12 protein-coding genes are annotated in these 13,448 nt (G+C 56.0%); 2 read left to right on the forward strand and 10 right to left on the reverse strand.

What is annotated here, in order from left to right; translation table 11 throughout:
• Positions 1-46: 46 nt before the first annotated feature.
• From ftsW to Q8O73_RS11035, 9 genes are read right to left on the reverse strand one after another with little or no spacing between them, the layout of a single operon-like run.
• Complete coding sequence (gene ftsW, locus Q8O73_RS10995) at positions 47-1,186, reverse strand: putative lipid II flippase FtsW (protein ID WP_305558204.1); 1,140 nt, start codon at positions 1,184-1,186, stop codon at positions 47-49.
• Positions 1,183-2,568, reverse strand: coding sequence for a UDP-N-acetylmuramoyl-L-alanine--D-glutamate ligase (gene murD / locus Q8O73_RS11000; RefSeq protein ID WP_305558205.1), 1,386 nt, complete (start codon positions 2,566-2,568; stop codon positions 1,183-1,185). The genes ftsW and murD overlap by 4 nt, the downstream gene beginning before the upstream one ends.
• A 16-nt stretch (positions 2,569-2,584) precedes the next feature.
• Positions 2,585-3,673, reverse strand: a complete 1,089-nt coding sequence (gene mraY, locus Q8O73_RS11005) for a phospho-N-acetylmuramoyl-pentapeptide-transferase (RefSeq protein ID WP_305558206.1) — start codon at positions 3,671-3,673, stop codon at positions 2,585-2,587.
• Between the two features lie 18 nt (positions 3,674-3,691).
• Positions 3,692-5,122 carry a UDP-N-acetylmuramoylalanyl-D-glutamyl-2,6-diaminopimelate--D-alanyl-D-alanine ligase gene (locus Q8O73_RS11010; protein ID WP_305558207.1) on the reverse strand — a complete coding sequence of 477 codons (1,431 nt, stop codon included), beginning with the start codon at positions 5,120-5,122 and terminating at the stop codon, positions 3,692-3,694.
• A 58-nt stretch (positions 5,123-5,180) separates the two neighbouring features.
• A complete protein-coding gene (locus Q8O73_RS11015; protein WP_305558208.1) occupies positions 5,181-6,638 on the reverse strand; it encodes a UDP-N-acetylmuramoyl-L-alanyl-D-glutamate--2,6-diaminopimelate ligase in 1,458 nt (485 codons plus the stop codon).
• On the reverse strand, positions 6,625-8,343 hold the full coding sequence (locus Q8O73_RS11020) for a penicillin-binding protein 2 (RefSeq protein ID WP_305558209.1): 1,719 nt from the start codon (positions 8,341-8,343) through the stop codon (positions 6,625-6,627). The genes Q8O73_RS11015 and Q8O73_RS11020 overlap by 14 nt, the downstream gene beginning before the upstream one ends.
• Positions 8,340-8,777, reverse strand: a complete 438-nt coding sequence (locus tag Q8O73_RS11025; protein WP_305558210.1) for a hypothetical protein — start codon at positions 8,775-8,777, stop codon at positions 8,340-8,342. The genes Q8O73_RS11020 and Q8O73_RS11025 overlap by 4 nt, the downstream gene beginning before the upstream one ends.
• A complete protein-coding gene (rsmH, locus tag Q8O73_RS11030) occupies positions 8,774-9,748 on the reverse strand; it encodes a 16S rRNA (cytosine(1402)-N(4))-methyltransferase RsmH (protein WP_371135081.1) in 975 nt (324 codons plus the stop codon). Before rsmH ends, Q8O73_RS11025 begins: the two co-directional genes overlap by 4 nt.
• Before the next feature lie 2 nt (positions 9,749-9,750).
• Positions 9,751-10,254 carry a division/cell wall cluster transcriptional repressor MraZ gene (locus Q8O73_RS11035; protein WP_305558212.1) on the reverse strand — a complete coding sequence of 168 codons (504 nt, stop codon included), beginning with the start codon at positions 10,252-10,254 and terminating at the stop codon, positions 9,751-9,753.
• Between the two features lie 465 nt (positions 10,255-10,719).
• Between Q8O73_RS11035 and Q8O73_RS11040 the strand changes: the two genes are divergently transcribed.
• Both Q8O73_RS11040 and corA read left to right on the forward strand, forming a co-directional pair.
• Positions 10,720-11,358 (forward strand): EF-hand domain-containing protein, encoded by a 639-nt coding sequence (locus tag Q8O73_RS11040; protein WP_305558213.1) that lies wholly within the window; start codon positions 10,720-10,722, stop codon positions 11,356-11,358.
• Positions 11,359-11,440: 82 nt separating this feature from the next.
• A complete protein-coding gene (corA, locus tag Q8O73_RS11045) occupies positions 11,441-12,442 on the forward strand; it encodes a magnesium/cobalt transporter CorA (protein ID WP_305558214.1) in 1,002 nt (333 codons plus the stop codon).
• Here the strand turns inward: corA and Q8O73_RS11050 are convergent.
• Complete coding sequence (locus Q8O73_RS11050) at positions 12,420-13,427, reverse strand: GlxA family transcriptional regulator (protein ID WP_305558215.1); 1,008 nt, start codon at positions 13,425-13,427, stop codon at positions 12,420-12,422. The two genes, corA and Q8O73_RS11050, sit on opposite strands and share 23 nt — an antisense overlap.
• Positions 13,428-13,448: the final 21 nt, after the last annotated feature.

Here is a 13,448-nt window from a genome sequence, read left to right on the forward strand (position 1 = left end):
AACCCAGAAAGGTTAATATCCCTTCAAGCCAAGGCCGGATCGTGCATTATTCACCGGTTCTTTTTCGCGTCAGGGCCAAAATAAAGCCCATGCCGATGGCAAGGGCGACGGTCGAAGACCCGCCATAGGACACAAAGGGCAATGTCATGCCCTTGGGTGGCATCAATTGCAGGGCGGATGCCATATTGATCAGGGCCTGCAAACCGAACTGCACCAGAAGGCCGGTGACGGCCAGTACGACAAACAGATTGCGTTCGCCCATCAGGCGCGACAGGCCTCGGATCATGATGAAAACAAAAACGCCCACCATCAACAAACAGAATAACAGCCCGAATTCCTCGCCAGCAACGGCAAAGATAAAATCGGAATGGGCGTCGGGCAGATAATTTTTAACCGATCCCTCGCCGGGACCGCGCCCCATGATGCCGCCATTCATGAAGGCTTCCATCGAGCGTTCGATCTGGTAATTGTCGCCTGATGCCGGGTCCAGAAAACGGTCCACACGTGATTGCACATGCGGCAAAACCAGATAGGCGGTCACCGCCAGCCCGAACACGCCAAAGCCCAGACCAAACACCAGAACCATCGGTAATCCGGCCAGAAAAATCTGGGTGGCCCAGATAACGGTTATGACAATGGTTTGCCCGAAATCCGGCTGGATCATCAGTAAAATGATCGAGGTTGCCAGCAACAGGCAACTGACGATATAGCCGGGAAAATTGGGGTTCAGCCGTCCTTCGGAAAACATCCAGGCGATGACGACGGCAAAGGCGGGTTTGAGAAATTCCGATGGCTGCACCGTAATCCCGGCCAGATTGATCCAACGGATGGCACCCTTGATCTCTGACCCGATGAAGGGGGTCAGGATCAACAGGAAAATCACCCCTAAAAACAGGATGGAGGCCACCCGGCGCACCCATTTGACCGACAGCAACGAAATGCCGCCCGCACACAGAATCGCAAGGGTCAGAAAGACAAATTGCCGCCGGACAAAATGAAAACTGTCAACGCCGATGCGGTCAGCGACCGGTGGGCTGGCGGACATTACCAGCAATGCACCAATTCCCATCAGCAGAATGGTCGCCGCCAGCATCCAGCGGTCCACCGTCCACCACCATACCCCCAGAACCGACGTATCGGCACGGGAAAAGGCGATATTGGGGGTATTGCCAAACGGGGTTTTCATGCCTGCCCCCGTTCAAACCGGGCAAAGAGATCGCGAAAATGATCGCCGCGGGCCTCGAAACTTTTATATTGGTCGAACGACGCACAGGCCGGTGACAACAACACCACAGCCCCGGCAACACCATCGGCACGCGCACAGGCCAGCGCCCGGCTGGCGGCGATTTCCAGCGTGCCACAGGATTCAAACGGCAATTTGCCTTCAAGCGTTTCGGCAAAGGCATCACTGGCTGCGCCAATCAAAAACGCCTTGCGAATGCGGTCATAAAATACGTCCAGACCGTCAATGCCGCCTTCCTTGGGTTTGCCGCCCAGAATCCAGTAGATGTTGTCATAGGCGGATAGCGCTTTGGCGGTGGCTTCGGCATTGGTGGCCTTGCTGTCATTGACAAAGACAATGCTGTCAATCGCGCCAAGCCGTTCCTGCCGATGGGCCAAGCCCGGAAAACTCATGATGCCATCAATAATTTTGGCGGCATCGATGCCGCGTGCCCGGCACAGCGCATATGCAAAGGCAATATTTTGCCAGTTATGCAGGCCCGGCATATGGGTTGCCTGGCGCAAATCAAACACGGCATCGGCGGTGCCGTCCAGATCATCAATCAGATGGCCGTCACGGACATAAATCCCGTGTGGAACGGTTTCACGCACCGAAATCATCACGATGTAACGGCCCCCTTCGCGGGCCAGTTCTTCGGCAATGCGGTGGCAGGGTTCATCATCGCCTGAAATGATCGCCCATTTCGGGCCTTTGGCGCGGGCAAAAACAAGCCTTTTGGCCGCGATATAGCCATCCATGCCACCATGCCGGTCCAGGTGGTCGGGCGTGATGTTCAAAAGGGCGGCGGCATCAAAACTGGCGTCTTGCAGCAGTTCAAGTTGATAGGAGGACAGTTCCAGAACAAAACAGTCATCCGCCTCCATCGGATCAAATCCGAGTGCCGGATTGCCCAGATTGCCCCCGGCCTGTGTTTTTACACCGGCATGGGCAAGGATATGGGCAGTCAGGGCGGTGGTGGTGGATTTGCCATTGGTGCCGGTGATGGCAAGGGTTGGCACATCGGGATGGGCGGTACAGAGCAATTCCACATCGCAAATGATCGGCACCCCGGCCCGCCGGGCGCGTTCCGCCGCCGGATGCGGGGTTGGAAAGGTCGATGGGATGCCGGGGCTGATCACCAGCATCACCGGATCGTTCCAGTCACATTCCGCGATATTGACCGGGGCAAGATTCAGGGTGTCCAGTTGCAGGAGGCTGTCAGGATTGTCATCCCAGGCCCAGACAATTGCACCTGATGCGATCAGGGCTTTCACACTGGCCTGCCCGGATTTTCCAAGACCCAGAACCGCAACGATTTTTCCGCGCAGATGTGAAAGTTCGATCACTTTTTACCGATCCGTTTTAGCGCAATTTCAATGTAGCAAGACCGACCAGCGCCAGAATGACGGCGATGATCCAGAACCGGATAACGATGGTCGGTTCCTGCCAGCCTTTTTTCTCATAATGATGATGCAGCGGGGCCATGCGAAACACTCGCTTGCCGGTCATTTTGAAGGATGCGACCTGAATGATGACGGACAATGTTTCCAGAACAAACAGGCCGCCGATAATTGCCAGAACCAGTTCATGTTTGGTGACAACCGCCACCGCACCCAATGCACCGCCCAAGGCCAGCGACCCGGTATCGCCCATAAACACCATCGCAGGCGGGGCATTATACCACAAAAAGCCAAGGCCCGCCCCGACCAGCGCACCCAGAAAAATCGTCAGTTCGCCTGATCCGGCGACATAATGCACCTGCAAATATTCGGCGAACTGGATATTGCCGATCAGATAGGTGATCAGGGCGAAACTGGCCGCTGCAATCATCACCGGCACAATCGCCAAACCATCCAGACCATCGGTCAGATTGACGGCGTTTGAGGCACCAACCATGACAAACATTGCAAACGGAACAAAGAACCAGCCCAGATCCAGCAGGAAATTCTTTAAAAACGGGAATGCCAGGGCGGTGGATAACGGATCGGCGGTATAGGACGAAATCCAGAAGGCCGCCGCCGCCGCAATGCCAAACTGCCCCAAAAGTTTGATCTTGCCGGGCAAGCCCTTGGAATTTCGTTTGGAAACTTTCAGATAATCATCAAGAAACCCCAGAAACCCGTATCCGATGGTGACCATCAAAACCGCCCAGACAAACGGATTTTTCAAATCCGCCCACAGCAGGGTGGCAATGGTGGTGGAGATCAACAATAAAAGGCCGCCCATGGTTGGCGTGCCTTTTTTGGTCAGAAGGTGGCTTTCGGGGCCATCTTCTCGGATCGGTTGCCCTTCGCTTTGGCGGGAGCGCAACAGATTGATCAGCCACGGTCCCAGCACAAAGGCCAGAACCAGCGACGTCATGATTGCCCCGCCGGTCCGGAACGTGATGTAACGGAACAGGTTGAATACCGGGAACTGGTCGGCCATCGGATAAAGCAGATTATAAAGCATCGCCGTGCCTTACGTCCTTCATGCGTCGTTTTTATGCGGGGAATTGCCCGTGGATGTGAAGTTTAAAGCCTGAACAATTTTAGAAACGTAAATGCCCAGCGATCCCTTGACCAAAACCACATCGCCGTCGCGCAAACCGGCGCGGATCGGCGCAATGGCGTCTTCGGCCGTCTCGAAATGACCAAGATGCAGATTGTCAGGCAAGGCGTCGCGCAGGGCCGCCATCATCGGGCCGACGGTATAGACGGCATCAATGCCAAGGGCAATCACCGGATGCGCAAGGTCGCCATGCAATTTCTCCGATGCATTCCCCAATTCGCGCATATCGCCCAGAACCGCGATCTTGCGGCCTTCGTTCTGTGGTTTGGTCGCGGCCAGAACATTTAATCCGGCCAGCATCGATGTCGGATTGGCGTTATAGGCATCATCAATCAGGGTAAAGCTGCCATCGCCGCCGGGCAGGTCAACAATATGTTGTGCCCCGCGTCCGGCAGGCGGGGTGAAATCGGCAAAATCCTGTGCGGCGCGTAAAATATCCCCGCCCAGCGCCTCGACCCCGGCCAGCACGGCAAGGGAATTCATCACCCAGTGTTCGCCGGGGCAACCGACAAAATATTCAATATCGCGACCATTCATGCGGGCGCGCACGGCGCTGCCGTCGGGGGTGATGTTGGCTTCAAACAGGCGGTAATCGGCCACGGCATCGGTGCCGAAACTTTTGATATTTTCAATGCCCAGCTCCTTTGCCCGGCGTTGCAGGGCAAAGAAATGAGGGTTGTCGCGGTTCAGAATGGCGGTGCCGCCCGGTTCCAGCCCATCAAAAATTTCGGCCTTGGCGGTGGCAATTTCGCCTTCATTTTTGAAAAACTCGGTATGGGCGCCAACAACGGTGGTGATGATGGCGACCGACGGTTTGACCATTTTAACCAGCGGACTGATTTCACCGGGATGGTTCATGCCGATTTCAAAAACGCCATATTGCGTATTGACGGGCAGGATGGCCAAACTCATTGGCACCCCCCAGTGATTGTTGAAACTGGCCGGGCTGGCATGGGTGGCGGCCTGTTCGCCCAACAGATATTTCAGGGCTTCCTTGGTGCCGGTTTTGCCGACACTGCCGGTTATGGCGATGATTTTGGCGGTACTGCGTGCCCGCCCGGCAAGACCAAGACGGTTCAGCGCATCAAGCGTATCATCAACAACCAGACAGGGGGCATCGGCGGGGAGGTAGGCCGGGTCGGAAACCATTGCCGCGACACAACCGTTTTCAATCGCACTGGTGGCAAATTTGTGACCGTCGAAATTCGGGCCTTTCAGGGCGATGAACACATCCCCCTTGCGGGTCTTGCGGCTGTCAATCGAAAGGCCGGATGCCTGCCAGTTACCGGTGGCCTTGCCGCCCGTTGCGGTGGCGGCATCCTTTGCCGTCCATAAAACAGCCTGTGTCATAGATCTTTTTTCCGTGTTGCATGCGATCTGAAACGGCAGTCATGCCGTTGTTTTAAAATCAGTTTCCGCCCAAAAGGATGTTGCGCGCAATCGCGGCATCATCAAAGGGCAGAACGGTATCGCCGACAATTTGGCCTCTTTCATGGCCTTTTCCGGCAATAATAAGGATATCGTTGCGTTGCAGGATACCGATGCCGCGCTTGATCGCTTCGGCGCGGTCGCCGATTTCAACGCTGCCCTCACAGGTGGCCTTGATGGCGGCGCGGATTTTCGCCGGGTCTTCGCTGCGCGGATTGTCATCGGTGATGATGGCAATATCGGCATTTTCCTTGACCGCACGACCCATTTCCGGGCGTTTGCGCGTGTCGCGGTCACCGCCTGCGCCAAAGACGCAAATGATGCGGCCCTTGCAATGAGGGCGCACCGCCCGCAAAACTGTTTCCAAGGCATCGGGGGTATGGGCGTAATCAACAAAGACCGGTGCGCCGAATTTGGTTTTACCAACCATTTCCATCCGACCCCGAACCCCTTGCAGTTTTTCAAGGGCGATGACGGCGGCATCAATATCGGCCCCCGACGCAATGACAATGCCAAGGGCCGCCAGCGCATTCATCACCTGAAAATTCCCCATCAGCGGTAAATGCACGGAATAGTCGCCGTTTTCGATGGTCAGTTTGATTTTGGTGCCGATGGCATCGGGTTTTGCTTCTTGCAGAATAATGCCGGTGGCATTTTTGCCATAAGACAGAATATCGATATTACGGCCTTCGCAGATGGTGCGCAAAAGCGGAAATTGCGGTACATCGGCATTGAGAACCGCAGTGCCATCTTTGGTCAGAAGATCGATAAACAGGCGGGCCTTGGCGGCGAAATATTTGTCAAAATCGCCGTGATAATCCAGATGATCATGGGTCAGGTTGGTAAAGGCCGCGACCTTGATTTTCACCCCGTCCAGACGATATTGGTCCAGCCCGTGCGAACTGGCTTCCATCGCGACATGATTGACGCCGATATCGGCCATTTCCGACAGGCTTTGATGCAGGGCAACCGGATCGGGCGTTGTCAGTGAACCGGGAATTTTGGCCCCGGCGGCCCGAATGCCAAGGGTGCCGATGGACCCCGCCGAATGACCCAGAAGGGTCCATAGCTGTTCGGTGAAAATGGCGGTCGATGTTTTGCCATTGGTGCCGGTGATGGCGGCAATGGTATCGGGTTGTTTGCCATAAAACCGGGCGGCAAGCTGCGCATAGCGTTGTCGCGGATTTTCTACCGGGATCAACGGCACCGTGGTTGCCATCGGCTTTTCACCGGTTTTCGTCAGGATCGCTGCCGCACCCTGTTTGATGGCGTCGGCAATATATTTTGACCCGTCGTCGCGGGCACCGGCAAGGGCGGCAAACAGATAGCCGTCCTTGACTGTGCGAGAATCGGCGGTCAGGCCGGTAATATCCGGGTCCTGTCCGCGGGCATGTTTCAATGCCGCCTGATCACCTGCCATGAGCTTAGAAAGACGCAAGATTGCGTTCCCCTGAGCGAAGATCCAACCGCAACGCTTGCTCTATTTCCGGCGCCCTCGCATTCGCCGGTTCAACCCCTAAAAGGGGCGCAATACGTGTCACCACCTTGCCGACCGCCGGGGCTGAAACCCAGCCTGCGGTGGCAAAACCATACGTTTCTTTTGTGCCTTTGGGCTCGTCCAGCGTCACAACGACCACATATTTCGGATCGTTCATCGGAAAGGCGGCCACAAAGGTCGAGATGCGGGCGTTCTTGACATAGCGCCCGTTCACCAGTTTTTCTGCCGTCCCGGTTTTCCCACCAAGGAAATACCCCGGAACTTCAGCTTTTTTGCCGGAACCTTCGGTTACGACAAGTCGCATCAGACGGCGCATCATTTCGGATGTCTGGGCTGAAACCACCCGTTCACCCGCCGGTGCGCCGTCCTGTTTGATAATCGTGGCCGGGCGGCGAATACCGCCATTGACCAGGGCCGAAATGCCATTCACCAATTGTAACGGGGTGACGGCAAGGCCATGACCGAACGAAATGGTCATGGTGTTGACATCACGCCACGGATTGGGAATCAGGGGTGACCCGATTTCAGGCAGTTCGATGCGGGCCGGGTCCAGCAACCCGAATTTTTTAAAATATTGCTTTTGCGTTTCGGTGCCGAAATTCATCGCCATGCGGGCCGACCCGATATTCGAGCTGTATTTGATGATTTCGGCCACCGATAACCAGCGATTTTCACCGCGATAGTCATTGATGGCAAAACGCCCGATCCGTAGCGGTTGCGAGGCATCGAACATCGAATTCAACTGCACCGAACCGGTATCAAGAGCAATGGCAGTGTTAAACAGTTTAAAGGTCGATCCCTGTTCGTAAACGCCCAGTGTCGTGCGGTTGAACCGGGCATCTGCCGGAGCCTGTCCGGGGCGGTGCGGGTCGAAATCGGGCAGGGAAACCATGCCCAGAACCTCGCCGGTATAGACGTCCATCACCAATCCGGCACCGCCAACCGCATCATAGGTTTTCATCGCGGTTTCAATTTCGGTATGCAGGGCATGCTGCACCCGGATATCCAGCGAGACACTGAGCGGGCCGTTATTGACGCGCAGTTCATTGTCGAATTTACGTTCGATCCCGGCAATGCCGTTGTTGTCGATATCGGTAAAGCCCAGCGCATGGGCAAACAGCCGACCCTGCGGATAAACGCGGCGTTCTTCGCGCTGAAAATTCAGACCGGGAATGCCAAGCGCATTGACTTCATATTGTTGTTCCGGGGTCAGATTGCGGCGCACCCAGACAAAGGGTTTGCCCGAACTTAGTTGCCGGATCAGAGTGTCGCGATCAAGTTCCGACAGAACGGTGCGCAACAGATCGGACGATCCAACCGGGTCCTTGATCACACGGGCATCGGCATATAGCGATGACGTCGGCAAATCGGTTGCCAGCAACATACCATTGCGATCGACAATATCGGCGCGTTCGGTTTTCAGTTCGCGGGTATCAGTGCCCGAGGCAACACGCGGTTCATTGCCCTGTTTGAGGATGGTGGCGTTGATCAGCCCCCCTGAAATCCACAAAAACCCGATGGTAAACATCGCGCCGGTAATGAAAATGCGGTTGCGCGCGGTTTCCAGCGCATGGCGTTCGCGTTGATCCGGGCCCAGTTCCGGGCGGTCGCCGCGCAGCCAGTATGAAAAACGCAAAAAGCTCATGGCTGGCCCCCTTGTCGTTCAGGGATACCAACCGGGGCGGCGTTGATGATCATGCTTTCGGCGGCTTCGTCGGTGGCAAGTTCGCCGGGCCGGGCGCGCGGCACAGGCAGGAATTTTACGGCTTCGCCAAATTTATCAAGCCGGTACAAATGCATGTCATTGTCGGCTGGCAGATCATTAATACTGGCCATTTGCAGGGGTTGAATCTGAGCCAGTTGCAAATAGCTGTTACTCAGATCCTCGATCCGCTGCGGCGTGTTCAGATAGCTCCATTCCGCATCCAGAACATGGATGGTTTCCTGTTCCGACACAATGCGCGACTGTATGCTGGCATATTCGCGTTCCAGAAGATCGACCTCATGCGATACCCAATAGGTGCCGACCCCGATCAGTACCGTCATCGCCAGCCACATAAACGTCATCAGGCGGGTCATGATTTCCCTCCTGCCGGAACGTCATTGCGGATGGCGGCACGCAGTTTTGCCGAACGTGACCGGGGATTGGCGCGCAATTCGTCCTTTTGTGCGGTCACCGCCTTGCGATGCACAAGGCCAAAGGTCGGCACGGCAATTTCGGGTTCTCCGGGCAGGCGGCGCGACATTTTCGACGGATCGCCGGACCGTTCCTTGAAAAAGGTTTTGACCTGCCGGTCTTCCAGCGAATGAAAGGTGACAACGACCAACCTCCCGCCGGGTTTCAGCAGGGTTTCGGCCGCCAAAAGGGCGCGGTCAAGTTCGCCCAGTTCGTCATTGACATGAATGCGCAGGGCCTGAAATGTCCGGGTGGCGGGATCGATGCCATCCTTGGATTTGCGCACCACCGACCGCACGGCACGGGCCAATTGCGATGTGGTGGCAAAGGGTGTTTCCTGCCGCATTTCAATGATTTTATGCGCGACCTTGCGCGATGCGCGTTCCTCGCCATAGCGGTAAATCACATTGGCGATGTCTTCTTCGGCGGCAGTATTGATGAAATCGGCCGCGGTCGGACCGGACATCGACATACGCATATCGAGCGGGCCGTCCTCGCGGAACGAAAATCCGCGTTCGGCCTGATCCAGTTGCATCGACGACACGCCGATATCCAGCACAATGCCATCGACCTTCGGGGCGTCATTGGCGGGCAAAAGCTGCCCGATATCGCCAAAGCATCCCTGGATCATGTGGAACCGTCCGGGATATTGGGCGGCCATCGTCTTGCCGGTGGCAACCGCTGACGGGTCGCGATCAATCGCATAAAGAACGCACGGGGCCGCATCAAGAATGGCGCGGCTGTATCCGCCTGCGCCAAATGTGCCATCCACCATGATATCGCCGTCTGTGGGCTGCAAGGCATCCAGTACCTCGCGCAGCAAAACCGGCTTGTGCGGATTGTCGGGGCCGGGATCAAAGGGAAGATTGCGCATGGTCATGACGCATCCTCCTCTGACGGCGGGGTATGGGTTGCCGGTTTGGCGGGGGCGACGAACGGACCCAGCTTCAGGGTTGAGCCGCGATTAAGGGTGCGGGTGCGGCTGGCGGTTTGCAGCGGCTTGTAAATATCGGGGTTCCAGATGCGGAACGTCCGGCCCCGGCCAACAAAGGCGACCTGATCGGTGATTTGGGCAAATTCGATCAGTTCGGGCGGCAGGATGATCCGGCCTTCGCCATCAAACGGCAGCATGTGCGATGCACCCAGAATGGTGTCGGCAAGGTCGTCGGCCTCGTCGGAAAACATATCCAGCGCATCAAGGGAGGCTGCAATGCGTTCCATGTGGCTTTCGCTGCATCCTTCAAGGGCGACCTGTTTGGGCGATTCATACAGATAAATACCGGCGAAGGTTTCGCTTTCAAGGGCCGCACGGAACCGTTTGGGCACGGAAACGCGCCCTTTTCGATCCAGTTTGTGAATGTGCGTTCCTGTGAACAGCACGGCGGCAATTCCCCTGATCAAGGACCGCCGGTCTTAAGGATTTGTTTACCTGAAATCCCGGTCCGGACGGTCGTACCCTGCATACATCGCCGATGTAATCTATAATGGGGTAACATGGGCTATGATGGGGGTCAATGGGAATTCATGGGTATCCAATGGTGTGTATGGCCAAAATTGGCGGTCTTCCAAGGGCTTTGAAAACCGCATTTGGAATGAAAAAATCCTGTCGGGCCCGAGTTTTCAGGTGTTTTTCTGGATTTTCCCATAAAATCCCATGGCGTCGTTCTTGCGGGTGAACGATACGGGGGCGATTTGCCGCCCGATGGGTTTTGATGGGACAATGGGATGTTGCGTGCCGGGTTCCGGAATCGTATGGATAAAGGGGATCAAACAATAGATCGGACCCCAGTTTTGCGCATAAACCCTGTTATATCGTTAATTTTGCGGGGCATTTTCCTGATCGGGATGGCCCTGCCACTGTCGGTTCATGCCCAGTCCGGCGGCGGATTTGACGGACTGGAAGACAGTGAAGGTGCGCCGGGTTCGGTATCCCCGGCCATGCGGCAGCTTTTGCCGCTGTTAATGCAGCAATTGCAGGATAATCCCGATTTGCTGAAACAGTTCGGGGTGGGGGGGGCTGCCGGTCTGAACGGGGCGGGTATTCCGGGGCTTGCGGTGCCGTCCGTTCCCGGTGTCACGCCACCCGGCGTTGCATTGCCGCAGGCTGTTCCCGAACAGGTGCAGATTTACCGGCAGCAATATCATCCGGTTGATATTGATCTGGATGGTAAAATCAGCGCGGATGAAGCCGCCAGCTATGCTGCATGGATGTTCCGGCGGCGTGATATCAATGGGGACGGTGTTTTGGTGATGCGCGAATTTTCCGCCGTCGAACAACTGCCCGGCACGGCCGAGGCCAACCGGCAACGGCTGCGGACGGAATCGCGGCGGCTGGAATTGCTATTTGCCACCCTTGATACCAATGGTGACAAGATGATCAGCAAAGATGAATTCATGGACCATGCTGCCCAAAATTTTGACGAAAAGCGTGGCGATGATCCCGGTATCACGCCCTTTGCCTTTCAAACGGTTTTGCCGTTTTAAAAAACTGTCATCACAGAAGGGGTGACAAAAGCCCCGCACCCCGTCAATAAAGCAGCCACGCAGACCAACCCGGAGGCCGCAAATGGACAGCAACGAATTTTACGCACCGGTGCGTTCCACCCCGGACCCGGCAGAAACACCACCCGGGAGTGAGGGCGGGGCGACACCCGAAAAACCGGCCCCGTTGCGTGCCACGGTGCCTGTCTGGATTGATTTGCATGAACCGGGTTCCGATGAAATCCAGTCGGTACAGGATCGTTTTGGCATTGTCCTGCCGACCCGCGAGGAAATGCAGGAAATTGAGCTTTCGTCGCGGCTGTATGAAGAAGACGGCGCGTTGTTTATGACGGTATCTGTGCTGAATCGGGCGTCAAGCAGTGAACCGGAAACAACGGCAGTGACGTTTGTTCTGGTTCGGAAAACCCTGATCACGGTGCGTTATGCCGATCCGGTGCCGTTCAAGATTTTCCTGCGCAAGGTCGAACGCCATGCCGCCCTTGCCAGTTCGTCGGAGGGGGTATTGCTGGGCCTGCTGGAACAAATTGTTGATCGGCTGGCTGATATCATGGAACTTTCGGTGGCCGATCTGGAAGCAATTTCAAACCGGTTATTTGCCAGGGATGCCGAGGCCCGAGATCGCGGCCATCACGAAATCCTGCGTCAGATTGGTCGGGCCGGAAACCTTGGCAGCAAGGCCAAGGACAGCTTGCTGAATCTCAATCGCGTTGCCCTGTTTCTATCCACCCAGGTCCGGTTTAAAAAAGATGCCAAGGCGAGGCTTAAAACCTTGTCGCGCGATATTTTATCCATCACCGAACATGCCAATTTTATCGCCAACAAGGTGACGTTCCTTCTGGATGCGACGCTGGGCCTGATCAATATCGAACAAAGCAACATCATCAAGATTTTCTCGGTCGCCGCCGCCGCCTTTTTGCCGCCGACCCTGATTGCCAGCATTTACGGCATGAATTTCGAGATCATGCCCGAATTGCAATGGGATTACGGTTATCCTGCGGCGATTGTCCTGATGATCCTCTCTGCCGTTTTGCCGTTATGGTATTTCAGGCGGAAAGGCTGGCTTTAAACCGGTTCCGGTAATCGGTGGGGGCGACACCCAAATGTTTGACAAAACAGCGCCGCATGCGTTCGTCATCGCCAAAGCCGCATAAGGTGGCGATTTGGGCAATGCCGGTATCGCCCTGTTCAAGATGATGGCGGGCGGCCTCAAGCCGCATCAGTTCCACCGATTTTGCCGGGCTAAGTCCGGTGTCGCGATGATAGGCGCGGGAAAAGTTGCGCGGGCTCATATGGGCCTGTGCGGCAAGGTCTTCGACACTTAACCGTGCCTGCAAATGGCTTTGCATCCAGACATGCAGGGCGTCAAACCGCCCGGAGCGGTCATGGCTTTGACGTTGTAGTGGCAGGCTGAATTGTGATTGCCCGCCGGGGCGCTTGATAAAAACAATCAGGCTGCGTGCGACGGCAAGGGCGGCGTCATGGCCCAGATCCTGTTCGATCATCGCGATTGCCATATCAATCCCCGTTGTCACCCCTGCCGATGTCCAGACAGGGCCATCCTGCACAAAAATCGGGTCCTGTTCGATGCGGGCTTTGGGGCAATGGTTTTGTAACCGTTCGCACCAGCGCCAATGCGTTACCGCCCGTCGTCCATCCAGATACCCGGCGGTTCCCAGTAAAAATGCCCCGATGCAGATCGAGGCAGCCCGTTTGACTTTGGGTCGTTGCGCTACCAGCCATGCCATCAGGGAATGATCGGACAGGGCAATATGATGTTCATCCGATCCGGCGACAATCAGGGTATGGATCGGATGTTCTGCCGCCTGATCCAGCGTGATGGTATCAAGGGCAATGCCGGTATCGGTGATCACGGGCCCGCCCGGCACCGATGCCATAATGATTTCGTAACAGGGTGTATGATTGTCGGCCTGACGGGCTTCGTGGAAGGCCTGTAACGGGCCGGTCACATCCAGTAACACCGTGCCGGGTGTCAGGACAAAGACAATCCGTCGGGCGGTTGTGACAGGGGGTTTGGCATGATTTAAGGGCATAATGTCATTTATGCCATATCG

The sequence above is a fragment of the Thalassospira sp. genome (assembly GCF_030690045.1).
In the GTDB taxonomy this organism is placed as follows: domain Bacteria; phylum Pseudomonadota; class Alphaproteobacteria; order Rhodospirillales; family Thalassospiraceae; genus Thalassospira.